This window comes from Rhodococcus sp. H36-A4, assembly GCF_027158005.1.
Classification (GTDB): domain Bacteria; phylum Actinomycetota; class Actinomycetes; order Mycobacteriales; family Mycobacteriaceae; genus Rhodococcoides.
The window spans coordinates 115736-132885 of sequence record NZ_JAPVLQ010000007.1 but is presented as its reverse complement, the minus strand read 5'-3'; the positions used below and the strand labels follow the sequence as shown (position 1 = coordinate 132885).

The following is a 17150-nucleotide window of genomic DNA, read 5'->3' as shown; positions in this document are numbered from 1 at the left end:
CTCGATCTGGCCTCCACGACGTCGTCGCCGAACACGGCAGTTGCTCTTCGGATCGAGCCGAGGACTACATATCGAAGCTCGAGCGCGACAAGCGCTATCTACGGGAGGTCTACCGACCGGAGAAATCGGTCAGTAGGGTGCGGCGCAAGCCACTCGCTCGTAACACCTGACGCTCGACGCCTGCGCGGACCGCGGCCTCGGTCCCGATGATCCGAACATGCACACGAGCGCGAGTTATCGCGGTGTACAGCAGCTCCCGGGTCAGCAGCGACGACGCCTCGGCCGGCAACATCACCGAGACGGTGTCGTATTGACTTCCCTGGCTTCGGTGGATGGTCATCGCGTAGACCGTCTGCACCGACGCCAAGACATTTGGATGAACCAATAACGGATCCGATCCGCGCTGAAATGCTGCCATCAGCGCGCCGTCACCGGTGTCGATGACCACGCCGGTATCGCCGTTGTAGATCCGGGCTTCGTGATCGTTTGCCGTCACCAGCAACGGTTGGCCGGGATACCACTGCGACGGATCGAGGTAGACACCGGACGATTCCGCCACCCATTCCATTGCCTGCCGCGCCCACAGCTGCACTCCGTAGGGCCCCTGTCTGTGCGCGCACAGCAACCGGTGTGCTTCCAACCCACCCAGGGCGGCGGTCGCGTCACCGACCCTGGCCGCAGTGGTCACTGCGTCGGCAGTCCGAAGGATGTCGGTCCGCAGTGCTGACAGGTCGGTGGGCGCATGGAAGGAAAGCTCCTCGCGGTCATCGTTCAACAGGCGCATCACCTCCTCGGACTTTCCGTCTCGAACTGCCACTGCCAGTTCGGCTATCGCGCCGCCGAAGCGTCTACCCCGGCTCAGCCGTACGACCCCACTTCGGAGTTGGTTCCGTTCCTCGCCCGACAGCGCGGCCTCGTAAGGATCGTCGACGGCGTCCACGTCACGGCCGAGTAAAGCATCGAGTTCGGGGTCGGATTCACCGTGAACAGGTCTTGCCACGAGATCCGCCAACACGGCTCCCGCATCGACCGAAGTCAACTGATCCGGATCGCCGACCAGTATCAACCGAGTGTCCGATCTGACGGCCTCGAGCAGCCGGCTCATCATTGTCAACGACACCATCGACGTCTCATCGATCACAATGACGTCGAAGGGCAGTTTGTTCGAGGCATTGTGACGAAATCGACTCTTACTTCCACGTTGCCAGCCGAGCAGGCGATGCAGGGTCATCGCAGTGAGAGTGTCGGGTAGACCGAGCTGTTCCGATTGCTCGGTCACCGATTCCTGTAGTCGCGCAGCCGCTTTGCCGGTGGGGGCCGCCAATCCGATACGGATCGAAGGTCCGTACTGGCGAACGAACATCGCCAGCACACGCGCCACTGTATGTGTCTTGCCGGTACCTGGTCCTCCCGCGACCACAGCTGTCCACGACGTGGCCGCGAGAGCAGCAGCGATGCGTTGTCGGTCGGGCGCGGCAGTGGGCTCGCCGTGTTCGTCCACGAAGAGCATGTCCAGCAGAGTCCTGACCTGATCGGTGTCGACGACCGGACGTGACTCTTCGCGTCCGGCAAGAACGTCGCGGATCGTTCGCTCCTGCAGGTAGTACCGATCGAGATAGAGAAGCTCACCCTCGTCGGTGGCGACGAGCCGAAGAGGCTTGAGTGGACCGCGATCTCCGCCGCGCACCAAAGGACTCACACGGACCGCGGAGGTGATGGCCGCCAACTCCGGCCAGGGAAGGGCATCGAGGTCGACATCCGATTCCTCGTCCACGGCGACCTCGCGAAACCGGTTCAGGTCCAGACATACCGAACCGGACCGGACAGCTCGAACCGCGAGGGCAGTCGCGAACAATACGTGCTCCGACGGCTCACCGCCGAGCGAGCCCAACCGCAAAGCGACATGCACGTCGGCTGCCGCCAGAACGCCCGCCGAATTGAAGGTTCGCAGGATGCCGGTGGCTCGTTGAACCAGTTGTGCGTCGGTCATGATACGGCTGATCCTGCCAGGAGATCGGACACGGAGGTAATCAGTTCGGCAGGAGGATTCCAGTCGAAAACCCCACAACCCGAGGGTGTTTCGGGACCGGCCATGCCGCGCACGAAGTGGTATTGCACCCCACCGAGGTGGACCTCGGGATCGTACCCGGGCTGGCGCCACCGCAGATATCGATGCAGCGCCACCGCGTACAGCAGCGCCTGCAGCGGATAATGCGAACGCAGCATCTCCTGCGCCATTCGTTCCCTGGTGAAATGCATGACGGTCAGATCACCGCGTGAGAGCCTGTTCGTCTTGTAGTCGACGATGACGTACTTGGGCCCGGGTATTCGGAGGACGGAGTCGATGCTGCCGGTGAGATAGCCACGCAGCGGCTTCGATTCGAGAACGTCGAGCTGGTCCGCGTATGTGGCAAGGGCATCGTCCGCGGGTAAATAAGTGCGGAGCAGTCGCGAAATACCCCGCAGAGTCACGTTCGCGGTACCGGGATCGTCGCCTCCGTTCAGCGGCATCTCGAAGTCGAGTTCGGCCAGATGGTCACGTGGAGCTATGTCCGCGAGCGTCCCGAAGCCGAGGGGAGTTCGCAGGACCGGCATCAACGCAGCAGCAAGCGCTGACGGGTCGATCTCGGCCGACCTCTCGGCAACCGCTTCGTTGCATCGAAGAAGCACTTCGGCGTCGAGATCGATCGCTGCGGTATCGACGTGCTCGAGGATCTCGTGCACAAGAGTGCCGAAATCTGCTCCCGCAGGCATACCGTTCATCGGAGACGGAATCCCCTCCAGCACTTCGTCGATAGGCCGCGAGTCCGCCGGCTCGTCGTCCCTCTCCGGTTTCTCGGGTTCGCTCGACACCCCGGGCACGTCGTGCGCTGCAGCGGTCAACGCGGAGTACGAAGTACGACGCCACAGCATGTCGAGACTACGCGTGAACGTCGCCGCCGCAAGCACTTCGGTCGTATGTTTCACCGCGCTCCACATTGGGACTGCACTGCGCAGGCCTACGGTCTCGATGGAAATCCGGCCGCCCGCTTTACCGGCCCAGGACTCGAGTCTGCCCGCCACCGCAACGTCCTCGGGCACTTTTGCCTTCTCCTCAGGCTCGGCCACTCCTGACAACCGCGCGAAGATCAACCGATGCAGCGGCGACGTTGCAGTAGAAAATGCCGGCGCCCACCATAAGACGACCTGGCACTGAGCTCTGGTGAGCGCGACGTAGAGCAGCCGAAGTTCCTCGCCCGCTTCTTCTTTGTCGCGAATCAGTTTGCGAGCGGCGTATCCGCGACCTGTACGGCCTCCGACGTCGAGGACACGCTTACCGCTCTCGTCGTGCAGAAGGAGCGTGCTGGGATAGGGATTCTTCGACGCATCCCACGCATACGGGATGTAGACGACGGGAAATTCCAGTCCCTTGCTCGCATGCACGGTGGCGATCTGTACCGCTGCTGCGTCGCTGTCGAGACGTCTGCTGCGGTCGGTGATGCTGCCCGATGTCGGATCATAGATCCTGTCGGTGAGCCAGCGGGTCAGTGCACTCGGCCCCAAAGAGCTCTCGACGGCAGCACGATTGAGCAGTTGGGCGACATGCCGAAGATCGGTGAGGTGTCGCTCACCGGCTCGGAGTGCGAGTAGCCGGCCTTCCAACCGTGTTTCGGAGGCGAGCTTTTCGAATACGGCGGCAAAACCTGCGTGCGCGAACAACACTGCATATTCCCGCAATCGAGCACTGATGTCGGACACGGCGTCGTCGCCTTCACGGTCCAGCCTTTCCGCGGTCCATCCGAACAGCGGCGTGAGGGCGGCGAGGCGAACACGATCGGCACGGTGTGGCTGTTCGAGCGCTTGCAGAAACCACAACCAGTGGCTTGCGCTGACCGTGTCGAACACGCTGGACCCGCCGGCCAGTACCGAGGGCACACCGACCCGATCGAGCGCGTCACGCACCAGTGCGATCTGTGAGCGCGTCCGCACCAGTACCGCGATGTCTCCCGGTGCGACAGTATTGCCGCGCCGCGGCAGCGAAAGCGTGGTCGAGGACTGGAGAAGCTCGACGATGTCGGATGCGACGTCTTCGGCGACACGGTCACGAAGCACGCCAACCGCTGGAAAGCCCGATTTGTTGAGCGGGCCTGCACCTGTCCGAGGGAGGTAGCGAAGTCGCAGCGGCGGTACACCGGACATCCGAGAACCGTCGTGTGTCGAGCCCACGGGGTGGGCGATGATGTCGTTGTGCCCGAGAGCTGCTCCAGCATAAACATTTTCGAGCGCACCGAGCAGACCGGAATCGCTTCGCCAATTTCTCGTCAGTTCGAGGTGTCGATCGGCGAGGCCGACAGCATCGAGGTAACTGAGCACCTCAGCGCCTCGGAATGCGTAGATGGCCTGCTTCGGATCGCCCACCAGTAGCAGAGTCGACCTGCCGTGGAATGCTCTGCGGAGAATGTCCCACTGCAGCGGGTCGGTGTCCTGAAACTCGTCGACGAGCACTACCCGAAATCGATCGCGAACCCTGGCACACGCGGCGTCACCATGCTCGGGATCAACGAGAACACGATGGAGCAAACTCAGGAGATCGTCGAAATCTCGTATCCCGGCGAGCTTCTTGCGACGATGCACTTCTGCACGGGCCTCTTCCGCGAAAATGACGCGGTGTCCCGCTTCGGTGTCTTCATCCCGCTCCGGGACCAGCTGGGCTTGTCTGTCCCGAACCGCTTCTCGAGCCACTTGACGAGCATCGGCCGGCCCGATAGGCGGATCGAAGTCTGCACTGCTGTATCGCCGCAGGTAGATGTCATCGACCACCTCGCTCGTCAAGTCGTCGACTGCCTCGACAAGAATCGCTTCCGGTTCGCGTTCTCCGGCGATGCCCAACCCATCGAGCATGCGCTGACAGAAGCTGTGGGTCGTCGCGATGGTTCCCGAGTCGAATTCGGACAATGCACGAAGCAACCGCGTGCGGCGCAGGGCGACTTCTTCTTCCGTCCCCTCGGCCAGATGACGGACGAGGGAGTCGCTACTTGTCGACGAACTGCCCAGCCCTGCGGCGACCTCGGCGAACCGGTTGCGCGTTCTTTCACGCAACTCCTGAGTTGCGGCCCTACTGAAAGTTACGAGCAGCAACTGCGAGACATCTGCCAGTCCCTCGGCGATGTACCGGGTCGCGAGACCGACGATGGCGAACGTCTTGCCCGTTCCTGCACTGGCTTCGAGGACAGTGGTCCCCTCAGGAAGTGGACCGAGGAGGTCGAAGTCGGTCATGGCTGGCCCTCCTTTTCCGCGTCGAGCAATGGACACCATAATCGGCATGCGAGAACTCCGAAGAGCGTCGATTCCTCACCGAGGTGCGGATCTTCGGCCCGAACCGGGGTCGACTTCAGTACCTCCAGCGAGGCGCCGGCGCCATACAAGTACGCGATACTTCGGTCTTTCGCATCACCGAATTTGTCGGACCAGGTCTTCTCGGCCGCCGCGATGGCGTCTTCCGCAGGCGCACCGCGAAACCGGCGCTCTGCGTATACCGACGATGCCCCCGGCGCGATCGGAAGCGGTGACGACAAACCCAGGTCCCGTAGGGCTACGAGCAGTTCCAGTTGCGCGAGCGCGTCCACGGGCGCCGTGATCGTCGATCGCCACGCCGCTCGATTCCCCGGTCCACGGCCCGTCGTGACAGCCTGCCAGGGTCGCAAATCATCCTGTGCTGCAACGACGAGTAGGCGAACCCATGCGGCAAGACGATGCTTCGGCGCAAGACGCGAGTACGACGTCCTGGCAATGGTGTCTCCGTGAATTCCGGTGACCGTCCCGCTCAGTCGTCGACCGGATCCGAGTCGGATGGATATGTCGAGTGTGCCTGTGTCACCTGCGTGAACTTCTCGGGACACGTCGACCAGCGCGTCAACGGCGCGGGTGATGTCCTGCAACTGCTTTTCACCGAGATGAAACGGTGGGAGGGTGCCGCGCCGCCATTCTGCAGCACGGAAGTCCGCGACGTCGGTGCCTGCAAGACGCTCGGCGAGCATGCGATCACCGATGTCCCACTTCTGCAGTCCGTCCAACTCGACGGTGAGTGAATCGGACAGATCGTCGTCGATCTCCGGTACGCGAATACCCATGCGCTGTTTGAGAAATGCGGCAATGGGATGTTCGAGGAAAGCGACAAGATCGTCGAGAGCCACGTCGCCGTGACCCCGTGTCGGGAGCGCCGAGGCAAGAAAGGGCTGTGGCGCGACGGGTTCGCGCTGGCTTGCTCGCGCTCCGTCGAGCGAGGCCTTGTCGTAACTCAACGGATCACGCCGATCGAAGTTTCGAGAGTCGAAGGGTTGCAAGGGATGTCGAGTGACCACATCGGCTCCTGCAGTTGCCGCGACCACGTCGAGAAGTTCGGTGAGCGGAATAGCCGGTGGCTTCACCGAACCGGACACCGGGTCTGCGCCCGTGTAGAACAACAGCAGCTTCTCCCCTGCCGACATCACCGCGTCGAGCAATAATTGACGGTCCTCGCTACGGACGTCACGCTCACCGGGAGCCGGGTCACGAGAAAGAACGTTGTCGCCATCGACACTGCCCGCTCGTGGGAACACTTCGTCGTCGAGGCCGAGAAGCACCACGATCCGATGCGGAACGGATCTCATCGGAACCATGGTGCAGACCGTCAGCTCTCCGGTACGGAAGTTGGCTCGCGAAGGCCGTCCAGCAAGAGCCCGCGTAAGCATTGCCCGCACGTCGGCCAATCGGATGACCGAATTGTCGCCGTGCTCGGTGGACTCGACGAGTTCGCGTAGTGCTTGCGCACGCTGCCACGCATCGGATGGAGCAACCTCCGCGAGCAGGTCGAGTGCTCGAACGAGCGCGTGGCGCCATTCTGCCGTCCGCTGAGGTCCTTGTAGGTCCCGCAAGGTGACCGCAAGTCGATCGATGAACTCCGCGAACCGACCGGTCAGGTCGATGTCGTTGCCGTCCACGTCGTCGACCGGCAGTGCCAGATCGAGCCACTCGTGGGCGGTTTCGTCGGCAGCCACGCCCAACAGCAGACGGTCGACCGCACTGTTGAACGTGTTCTGCCGGAAGCCGCCGAGGCCGAAGCTTTCGCGTTGACGGGAGTTGATTCCCCAACGAGCTCCCGATACCTGTGTCCATTCACGGAGGCGCTCCACATCGTCATCGGAGAAGCCGAACCGAAGGCGAACCGGGTCGGCGACGGCGAGGTCGAGAAGCTGACTGGCGGTCACTCGTCCCACCGCGAGGTCGAGCAGTGTCGCGATCACGGCGAGCAGCGGATTGGTCTGCCGTAGCCCCCGGTCTGCCAGCCGGACGCGAAGGGTGTGACCGGGATGTGCCAGCCCACCCTGTCCGAAAGTCGCTCTGATCAGCGGCGCATATGTCTCGACGTCGGGGCACATGACCAGCACGTCGCGGGGTTCGAGCGTCGGATCATCGTCGAACAGGTGCAGCAGGGTCTCTCGTAAGACCTCGACTTGACGTGGAGCACCGTGACACGCGTGGACGGCGACGGTGCCGTCCGGTTCGGCGGTCCTGGTCGGGATCCTGTTGTTCGAGATGTCGTCCTGCACTCGGCCGAGCAACGTGTGGGGAAAGCCGGCACTGGTTTCGACCGTATCGACGAGTTCGCCACCGAGCCCGAGGAGTCGCATCTGCAGTTCACGTACGTCTCGGGCAAGGCCGGCGAGCAGCGGATGTTCGATCGTCACCGCCGATCGGTCCTCTGATCTCCTGCTGACGAGTTGCTGGTCGACGCGCTGTGTCCACATTCGATCACTCGGATGCGGCAGCCACACGTGCACGTCGCGATGTTCGGCGATCGCGGCTATCACCTGCAGTTGATCGGTTGTCAGCCTCGTGGCACCGAATAGCGACACCCGCTCGGGGAGGTCGAGTATCGACCGGTCGGCGCGGATCGCTGCACACGCATCGTCGAGAAGCTCGGCAGGGCTCGCGTGTCCGATGCGGGCGCGAACCGCTCGCCACAGTTCAGCCTGCCAGCGCAGGTCCTCGGCCAAAGCGCCGCCGACGCCGTCACTGTCGACGCCTGCCGACCAGTCGACGATCATCGATGGACGGTCCGCGGCGTACATCCGGAAGAGCTCGGACAAGTGGGCTGCCGTGGACCATCTACGTCCGGCCCGATGTTCGTCCGTTCCGTTACCGAGGTGTTTGGCGAGCACCGCGCACCAGGGTTCGGTCAGCGAGCCGTCGATGACGTCGAGCGTCGTCCACAGCACACGTCCACGTGACCACGGTTCCAGGTTGCGATCGCGTCCGAGGGCCGCCGACCGCGCGTCCTGGACGAGGCGGGTCGGCGAAGGGAACTCGATATTGGCGCCGATACCGTCGGCCGATGCCCCACCCAGCGACATCGACAGACGCTGAGTCAGCCAACGCTCGACTCCCTTCGCGGGAACCGAAATCACTTCCGCTGCAAAGGGATCAGAAAGAGGACTGGACATCACCTCAGCCAGTGCCGTTGCGAGCGCATCCCCGCGGGTGGCGCGATAAAGCCTCAGCACCACTGAAATGTCTCCTTCTGCGATCGCTCACTGCACGGACGGTTACTAGACCCTACTCGAGCAGACCGACATACTTCGGCTTCGACATCGACCTGTCACGGCGCCGGCCCGATTGGTAGCTCGACCACTTGATATGTGGACCACTGCGCTGCTGTCGCTACAGTTGGACGGTGACCGACTCCGCCGAACCCGACCGATCGACTGAACGCGACTCGACGTTGCGCATCATCTCACCCGACAACGGCAGTCGGGTGAGATGAAGTGATTCCGAGATTGTTCCGCGGACTGTGCGACGACGCTCCCCTCCTCCTGCCAGGCGATACACCGATCGAAATCGCTGTCCAGCAGCATCTTTCGTACAAGGATGCCGCATTCTCGGACCTCGTCGGTCCGTTGATGATCCCTATCCCCCGTCTCGACGAACTCACCGACGTGACCGAACCACTGTCGATCTCACTGATCGCGTCGGGTGGCCCCGCCACAGTCGAGGCCGCCCTCGATCGGATGTATGCGAAGTCGAATCTGACCGTCGCCACGATCGAGGTGGCGCTGCCGGACGGGACCGACATCACCGCACTGGGTGCCGTCGACCCTGCCATCGACGTCTACGTCGAGATCCCGCGCGGACAACATCGAGCCGAGGTGTTCGACGCCGTGGACGAGCGTGGCTACCACGCCAAGTTCCGTACCGGCGGCGTCACCGCGGACGCATATCCTGGCGAGCAGGAACTGGCCGCTGCCATCCACGAGGCTGCGCGACGTGAAATCTCCTTCAAGGCTGTCGCGGGACTTGACAACGCGGTTCGAAATACCAACGCTGACACAGGTTTCGAGCAGCACGGCTACCTCAACGTCCTACTGGCCGCACAGGCTGCGCACAGCGGCGCCAAGGCCTCGGATCTGGCTACCATCCTCGCGTTGCGTGACCCCGAGGTGCTGGCCCAGCACGTTGCCGCTATCGAGACCGAACGCGCTTTCCTCTCGTTCGACACCGGCAACATACGACAGTTGCTGGACGATTTGATCTCGCTGGGTCTCTTACCCCCGATGTAGCAACGAACAAAAGCCGCCGGTTTTCACCCGTTGAGCATGAGGTCCGTGGAGAACGGCACATCGGCGCCCGAACAGTCGCCATACTGACTCTCGACCAGGGAGAACCGACTGTGCGGCGGTGAAGACATGTATACGGACGTGCTCGTGGCAGGGGCTGGACCGATCGGGTTGACGGCAGCGATCGAACTTCGGAGGCGTGGGATCTCGTGCCGCGTGATCGATCCGCTGCTCGAGCCTCCGCGCTACGCGAAAGCGGTCGGCATTCAGCCTCGCACGCTCGAAGTATTCGAGAACATGGGTGTGCTGAAGGCCGTCCTGGACGCGTCGATCATGATGCGCGGACAGATCGTGTACGCCAACGGCGAGCAGGTCGGGCGAATCGACTTGGCGTTGCCCGCCGATGTGCCGTACGGCTTCGCAATGCTCCCCCAGTACGAGACCGAGCGGATCCTTGCGGAGCGACTTGCCGAACTCGGGTCCGGTGTCGAGCGCGGAGTCGGCATCGTGTCGGTCGATCAGGACACCGAGGGAGTGACGGTCACCACGTCCGACTCCGCGATGGACCACGTTCAGTACGTCATCGGCTGCGACGGTGCCCACAGCGTCGTCCGCAAACAACTGGGGCTTTCGTTCGAGGGCGACGCCTTCGCCGAGGCCTACATGCTCGGCGACGTCGAAGTCGACTGGTCACAGCCCACCGGGTACGGCATAAGAATCACGCGCACTGCCACCGACGGCACAACGAACGCGATGCTGGTGGCGATGCCGCTGCCGGGGCACAAGCGCTACCGCGTGACCATGCTCGTCCCACCGGAACTGACTGATCGACCCAGCAGTGGCGACGGCATTACACACGGCTTCGCTGCAGGCCCCGCACCCGAACTGCATCACATTCAGGCCGTTCTGGACCAGCTGGCACCAGAGCCGACGACGGCGTCGAATCTACGCTGGTCATCGGTCTTTCGAATCAGCCATCGCATCGTCGACGCATACGGCTGTGGCCGTGTGTTCGTCGCGGGCGACGCCGCCCACATTCACCCCCCGACCGGAGCCCAAGGTATGAACACCGGGATTCAGGACGCGCACAACCTTGCCTGGAAGGTCGCATTGTCCGTACTCGGTGTGGCCGCCCCTGGCCTGACCGACAGCTACGACGCCGAACGCCGACCCGTCGGCGAGGAGGTCGTCGGGATGACGGTCCGAAACGCCCGCGAAGGAATCGGTGCAGGTGAAAGCTCCGTGGAGACGGCGATGCGCAAGCAAGCTCAACTCCTGATCTCGTATGCAGGAAGTCCGTTGGTCTCCGAGTCCGACCCGACAGCCGCCGTCGTACAGCCCGGGGAACGAGCCCCCGATGCGCGAGGACTGATCCGCGACATGGTCGCGTTTCCTCTCCGCCTGTTCGAACTATTCGGTGGCGTCGGCCACACGCTCCTGTTGTATTCGGACGGTGAGGTCGAAAAATTCGAAGAGCTCGGCGCGGCAGCCGTCGACGCCGCGCACGGACTTCTCGACGTTTATCTGCTTGTGGCGAGCTACGTGACCTCCGTGCTGCCGGTCGTCGTCGATTCCGCAAGCGAATTTCGCACCGAATACGGTGTCACCGGTCCGACAGCGTTCGTAATCCGCCCCGACGGGTACCTCGGCCATCGGGGTCTCGAGGGAGTGATCGAGAACCTGAAGAAGACATTCGCGCGATGAGTTGTCCAATGTGGGGTGGTCTACATCCGGGCGAAACACACCCCTCTGAACGGATGCACTCATGACTTTCGAACACGTGCTCGCTGTCGTACCGGTGTCGGACATCGACCGGGCGAGTTCTTGGTACTCCTCTCTCTTCGGCCGCCCCGCGGACAACAACCCGATGCCGGTGCTTCTCGAATGGCAGGTGACAGATCACGGCTGGGTGCAAGTGACTGTCGACGATGAACGCGCCGGGTCGGGGATGCTGAACTTGGCCGTCGACGACCTGGAAAGACAGCTCGCCGAGCTTGTCACTCGTGGCGTAGTGCCCGGTGAGGTCGTCGAAGCGAACAAGCATGTACGCCTCTCCACCATGAAGGATCCCGATGGAAACGCGATTACGCTCATCGGCGGATTTCGAGTGAACTACTGATCACCGGCAGGTTGGAAAAGTACTCGAAGGAGAACAATTCCCCGGCCTCACTGCGTCTTTCGATACCCGTAACTTATCCGCTGGCGGCCACATTTCTCCGACTCACATCCACTGCGTCAGAGAAACTTTCGTCCGCATTCAAGCATGCGTGCACACGACTGGCTTTTATTTTCTTTTGGGCTACAGTTTATAGAACTGATTGGACCGAAGGAGTGAGTCTACCGTGAAAGCGGTCATGATGGAATTTAATTTTCGGGTATGCGCCTCACCCGAACGACTTCGACAATTTCTGGAGCAGGGGGAAATTGCTATTGATGCAGCATGTCCGTTCCGCGTACAGCGTGAACGCACAGTCGACGAGGTAAATTCGCCCCTCCTGGCGCGGCAGTGGGACCGACTCAATGTCTCCGGGCTGTTTCCTCCACCGCAAGTGTGGGAGATCGGGTACGGCTTCTCCGACCCGACAGGTCGGCTGACCAGTGACAAACTCGAGTCGATCTCGAAAGATGTCACAGCCGATCTACAGGGCTCTCGCGCCGACAACTTCAGCGAATCCGCCCCCTGGATTCTGACGCTGGCGACCGATACCGACCGCGCGACGCGCCAGACGATCATTAGCCGCTACCGAACACTGGAGCTGGCCCGCTCGTCCCCCTGAAGCGCCGTGAGTGTCGTTGTGTCGACTCCCCCGGTGCCTCGATTCCACAGCAACAAAGAGGTCGATCGTGAATATGGCTCTCGTCGAGATCGCTACGCCGCCGCTGTCCGCTCGTCGAACGGATAGTCCGCGAGCAGGAACCACAGCCGTTGCAATTGTCATCGGACGGCCCATTCGACTTCACGAAGACCTGCACAGCGGGCTTGTTCGCAAGGGCGTCGAGGTGACTGTCCGCAATCCTTACGCGAATTCCGATCAACTCAGTGGTGCCACACATGCCGACCCGTCAGCGCGGAACGGTGTTTCCGCCGACGGTCCGATGACGGCAGAAACCATCATTGTCACCACCGAGGCTTTGTCGGGAGGACGCGGACTGGTCGCCCGCTGGCGCGAGCGCGCCGCGCAGTCCGAGGAGAACAACAGGATTGCCGCCGCAGTTGTCGATGCGTCGTCGGAGTACAGCAGATGCCGACTCCTTGTTTTGTGCGACGGGCGAACCGTCTCCCAAGCTGGACTGGAGGTCCACAACGCGAAGCGACTGGCACAGCGGTTGAAGTACGAAATCGAAGTCGACGGAACGCCCGTCGTATCCACCTCGTACCTCGTAGTCGGCACCACCTCACCGTTGCGCGAGGCAGTCGAGGCGATCGCGCGATGGTGTCGGCAGGAAACTGCGCCGATCCTGCACTGACAACGCACGTTTCGGCACGCGGAAAGTGGCTGGAACTGCTGTGACTGGAGTTTTATTTTTTTCGGGCTACAGTCAGGTAGACACGCGATGCGAAAGAAGGTGTGAACGCTGTGATTCCTATTGTTGTAGAGCTACGCGGTTGTTTGTGCACCGCTCCGCCAGGGCACTAGGCTGTTCCACCTGCATTCGTCGATGCACTGAAAACTACGTTGCACCGATAGCCGCCATGCGGGTGTTTTTGAGCCACACCACTGATGCCAGCTTTCGATTTACTGTTTCTGAATGAAGAATACTGCGCGTTTGCGGTATTCCGTAACGAGTGTCGGTCGGCGATACATCTTTCATCGCCGAAAAGCGGGGCATCGATTCGCTGCACATTTTTTCGCTTACTGAACATGACGTGTCGAGCACTGCTCGCCGCGTCGTTACCTGTATTTCAACGACCTCGGAATGGGACGACCACCGAGTTTTAGTGCAAGGAGAAATTCCATGACAACCGCTGAACTTATCGTGACCACAGGTGGCGTATCAGAAGAGGCCAGCGAACTGTCTGCCTTGCACATCCGGCGCACCGAGGTTGCAGCCGATGTGATCGAGTTCCGCAACATGGGCGATCTCGAGAACAACGATCCTTACCATCGCTCTCGCGAGGAACTGTCGAGCATCGACCGCCGCATCGCGGAGGTGCAGGAGTTGGTAACTGCTGCCGCTGAGGTGACCGACGACGGCACCGTGCGTCCGTTCTCGCTTGTCACCGTGATGTTCGATCGCGATCCCGATGACGTCGAGACGTTCGTGTTGACTGCGGCCACGGGAAACTCCGCGGACGAGATAGCGACATGTTCGCCGCTGTCACCGCTCGGCAGAGCACTGATGGGGTGCCGAGTCGAGGACGAGCGCACATACGTCCTTCCCACAGGCGCCGAGAGCACCGTTACCGTTCTCTCGATTGCCGCAGGCCTCGAACGCCGACTACTGGAATCTCGGACAGCCGAATAGTCTGCGCGGCGCGCATTCCCGACGCACCGCCGCCCCGCGCCTGATCGAAGAATCGCCAACGAAGCCGAGTCTTCGATCGGATTGCCCCGTGCAGGTCACTGCACGGGGCATTTCAGCGATGGCTCAGATCACTCCGAGGGCGATCATGGCGTCGGCAACCTTGACGAATCCGGCAATGTTCGCACCGTGAACGTAGTCCCCTGGCATCCCGTAGTCCTCCGCGGTCTCGACCACGCGGCCATGGATTCCGGTCATGATGCGCGCTAGCCGGTCATCGGTGTACTCGAAACTCCACGAGTCGCGGGATGCGTTCTGCTGCATCTCGAGAGCCGATGTAGCAACTCCACCTGCGTTGGCAGCTTTACCTGGAGCGAAGGCAACGCCCGCGTCGCGGAACACCTGCACCGCTTCAGGTGTGGTCGGCATGTTGGCGCCTTCGGCGACTACGACAACGCCACCTTTCACGAGAGTGATGGCGGCTTCCTCGTCGAGTTCGTTCTGTGTTGCCGCCGGTATCGCGACATCGCAAGCAACATCCCAGATCGAACCACCGGAAGTGAAGGTTGCATGTGTGGCGGTCTCGACGTACTCGCATATGCGGGCCCGGCGCGACTCCTTGATGTCCTTCAACAGCGCAAGGTCGATACCCTTGGGATCGACGATGTAACCCGAGGAGTCGGAACAGGCGACGACGATGCCGCCGAGCTGATGAATTTTTTCGATTGCATAGATCGCGACGTTGCCCGAGCCTGAGACCACTACAGTCTTGCCGTCGAGCGAAGATTTGACAGTTTTGAGCATCTCGGCGACGAAATATGCGGCGCCGTAACCGGTTGCCTCTTTACGTACCTGAGAGCCACCCCAGTTCAATCCTTTTCCGGTCAACACTCCGGATTCGTAGGAGTTGGTCAATCGTTTGTACTGCCCGAACAGGTACCCGATCTCTCGGCCGCCGACACCGATATCACCGGCCGGAACATCTGTGTACTCGCCGATGTGACGATGCAGTTCGGTCATGAACGACTGGCAGAATCGCATTACTTCGGCGTCGGAACGACCCTTGGGGTCGAAATCCGATCCACCTTTGCCACCGCCGATCGGTAGGCCGGACAACGCGTTCTTGAAGATCTGTTCGAAGCCCAGAAACTTGACAATCCCCAGATTCACGCTGGGGTGGAACCGGAGACCGCCCTTGTACGGTCCGAGCACGCTGTTGTATTGAACGCGAAAACCTCGGTTGACCTGCACCGCACCCGTATCGTCTACCCAAGGGACTCGGAAGATGATCTGTCGTTCCGGTTCACACAAGCGCTCGACGAGTCCACTGTCCGCATAATGGGGATAGCGTTCGAGGACGACATGCAACGATTCGAATACTTCTGCAGCAGCCTGATGAAATTCAGGTTCACCGGCGTTGCGCTGAAGAACTTGTTCATAGATCGCTGCCACCTGTTCACGCGCAGACACCGTATTCACCTACCTGTTTCGCAATAATTCGACGTCATCACGGCAACAACCATGCGATGGTGCCGTAGGCAGCCGTGGTTTCGACAACGACTGCGCATCGCAGCTTACGGCAGGATTATGCCCTCGAATCACGACCCGGACCCTCGACCCGATACATGCGCAGGTCAGGGACCATTTGGGACTAGTCCTGAGTTGGTGTGCAGATAGTTCGGTTGGCTATTTTTTCGATGGGTCGTCGAATATCGGCAATTCGATTGTCGGCCCCAAGCGCCTTAGTTCATCCCGGTGCATGGCGCCCAGTCGGACGAGGGTCAGTTCACCGTCGCTGGTGAGTTCGACTCTGACCGTTCGGGCGTCGGAAGGATCAGCAGCCCGCTGAACCAAGCCTTGCTTCTGCGCGCGATCGACCAGTTCGACCACACTGTGGTGTCGCAGCTGCAGTCGCTCTGCCAACTCCCGCATCGCAGCCCACTCACGGCCAGGAAAACCCTTCAGTGCCAGGAGAAGCTGGTATTGCTGCGGGGTCAGCCCATGGGACCGCACGGTCTCCTCGCTGAAGCGAAGGTAACGTCGGATTCCAAATCTGAAGCGCGCCAACGATTCGAATTCCCGCTTTGTCAACGGCACCGGTTCCTGTGGTTCGCCGGAAGACACGTGGAAACCTCCCTGTTCGATGAGTTCCGTTCGGGCAGTGCTAGAACGGCGAGTGCCCGACTCGCCGTTCTCCGCCTGCGTCACGAGCGAGCGCTAGGCAAGACCCTCGCCATTGTTCTCGATCCAAGCGATCGTCTCTGGAACTTCGCTCTCGAGGCGTTGCATTTCTTCTTGTCCGTCGCAGCTGCACAGTGCCACCGTTGCCTTCGTGGCGGTGCGCGATATCAGCTGCCAGGTACCGCCGCAGTCGGTCCAACGAGTCAAAGTCGCAACGACGCCGCCTCCCTCTACGTCGCTGCCCACGTCACCGAGCGAGCTGTGCAATACCACCCGTCCCATCGCGAGACGGTAGGTCAACCCGACGACCGCGAGTGCACCTCGATCTACTCGGTCGGCAGTCAGCCTGCTCCGAGCGGTGATCAGCTGCACGGCCTCCTCGACATGGCGCGCCTCGAATTCGTCGATTCGACCGAGTCCTGTTCTGCGTCCGGCGAGGATGCTCGGAGTGACACGCTCGACGATGTCGCGGATGTAACCGCCCGGCATCGCGACACCGTCCACCGCGTCGACACTTGCTCTGACGGCGCCGCAGCTGTCGTGCCCGAGAACTGCGATGAGTGGTACATCAAGGATGTCGACCGCGTACTCGATCGAACCCAATACCGATGCGTCGACGACGTGCCCGGCAGTTCTGACGACGAACAGGTCTCCAAGACCCTGGTCGAATACGATCTCTGCCGCCACACGAGAATCAGAGCATCCGAACACCACGGCCTTCGGGCGCTGGACGTCGACCAACCGAGTTCGGTCGTCGATTCCCTGGCGGGGATGCCGGCAGTCGCCGGAGATGAAGCGCTCGTTTCCGGCACGAAGTTCACCCCACGCCTGCGCTGGAGTCGGAGACACGGCACTGATCGGTTCCATCGGAGCCCCTTTCCTCGTGTCGGCCATAGTCGCCGAGACGGTCCGTGTGGAGATCCCGAGACATGC

The 17150-nt window shown here is 61.6% G+C and carries 11 protein-coding genes and 1 pseudogene; 6 read left to right on the top strand and 6 right to left on the bottom strand.

Going from position 1 to position 17150, the window contains the following annotated elements:
- Positions 1-109 precede the first annotated feature (109 nt).
- From recD to recC, 3 genes are read right to left on the bottom strand one after another with little or no spacing between them, the layout of a single operon-like run.
- Complete coding sequence (gene recD, locus O1W68_RS19205; protein ID WP_269306278.1) at positions 110-1990, bottom strand: exodeoxyribonuclease V subunit alpha; 1881 nt, start codon at positions 1988-1990, stop codon at positions 110-112.
- On the bottom strand, positions 1987-5295 hold the full coding sequence (locus O1W68_RS19200) for a UvrD-helicase domain-containing protein (RefSeq protein ID WP_269306321.1): 3309 nt from the start codon (positions 5293-5295) through the stop codon (positions 1987-1989). Before O1W68_RS19200 ends, recD begins: the two co-directional genes overlap by 4 nt.
- Positions 5253-8522, bottom strand: a complete 3270-nt coding sequence (gene recC / locus O1W68_RS19195; RefSeq protein ID WP_269306320.1) for an exodeoxyribonuclease V subunit gamma — start codon at positions 8520-8522, stop codon at positions 5253-5255. The genes O1W68_RS19200 and recC overlap by 43 nt, the downstream gene beginning before the upstream one ends.
- Before the next feature lie 261 nt (positions 8523-8783).
- On the opposite strand from recC, the gene O1W68_RS19190 reads away from it, so the two are divergent.
- The 6 genes from O1W68_RS19190 (at position 8784) to O1W68_RS19165 (ending at position 14039) form a co-directional block, all read left to right on the top strand.
- Positions 8784-9575 (top strand): hypothetical protein, encoded by a 792-nt coding sequence (locus O1W68_RS19190; RefSeq protein ID WP_269306276.1) that lies wholly within the window; start codon positions 8784-8786, stop codon positions 9573-9575.
- Between the two features lie 126 nt (positions 9576-9701).
- Entirely contained in the window at positions 9702-11276 is a 1575-nt protein-coding gene (locus O1W68_RS19185; RefSeq protein WP_269306275.1) for an FAD-dependent monooxygenase, read from the top strand.
- Between the two features lie 61 nt (positions 11277-11337).
- A complete protein-coding gene (locus tag O1W68_RS19180) occupies positions 11338-11691 on the top strand; it encodes a VOC family protein (protein WP_269306273.1) in 354 nt (117 codons plus the stop codon).
- A 223-nt stretch (positions 11692-11914) separates the two neighbouring features.
- Positions 11915-12349 carry a hypothetical protein gene (locus O1W68_RS19175; protein WP_269306271.1) on the top strand — a complete coding sequence of 145 codons (435 nt, stop codon included), beginning with the start codon at positions 11915-11917 and terminating at the stop codon, positions 12347-12349.
- Between the two features lie 67 nt (positions 12350-12416).
- Positions 12417-13040 carry a hypothetical protein gene (locus O1W68_RS19170; protein WP_269306269.1) on the top strand — a complete coding sequence of 208 codons (624 nt, stop codon included), beginning with the start codon at positions 12417-12419 and terminating at the stop codon, positions 13038-13040.
- Positions 13041-13529: 489 nt separating this feature from the next.
- Positions 13530-14039: a GreA/GreB family elongation factor gene (locus tag O1W68_RS19165; protein WP_269306268.1), complete on the top strand. Its 510-nt coding sequence runs from the start codon at positions 13530-13532 to the stop codon at positions 14037-14039.
- A 123-nt stretch (positions 14040-14162) separates the two neighbouring features.
- Here the strand turns inward: O1W68_RS19165 and gdhA are convergent, their stop codons facing one another.
- The 3 genes and pseudogenes from gdhA to O1W68_RS19150 all read right to left on the bottom strand — a co-directional run.
- Positions 14163-15506 carry an NADP-specific glutamate dehydrogenase gene (gene gdhA / locus O1W68_RS19160; protein WP_269306266.1) on the bottom strand — a complete coding sequence of 448 codons (1344 nt, stop codon included), beginning with the start codon at positions 15504-15506 and terminating at the stop codon, positions 14163-14165.
- 216 nt (positions 15507-15722) lie between these two features.
- The gene (locus O1W68_RS19155; RefSeq protein ID WP_269306264.1) at positions 15723-16160 is read right to left on the bottom strand and encodes a MarR family winged helix-turn-helix transcriptional regulator; all 438 of its coding nucleotides are present in this window, start codon (positions 16158-16160) and stop codon (positions 15723-15725) included.
- 297 nt (positions 16161-16457) lie between these two features.
- Positions 16458-17084, bottom strand: a pseudogene (locus O1W68_RS19150) (carbonic anhydrase); the annotation flags it as partial.
- Between the last annotated feature and the right edge of the window lie 66 nt (positions 17085-17150).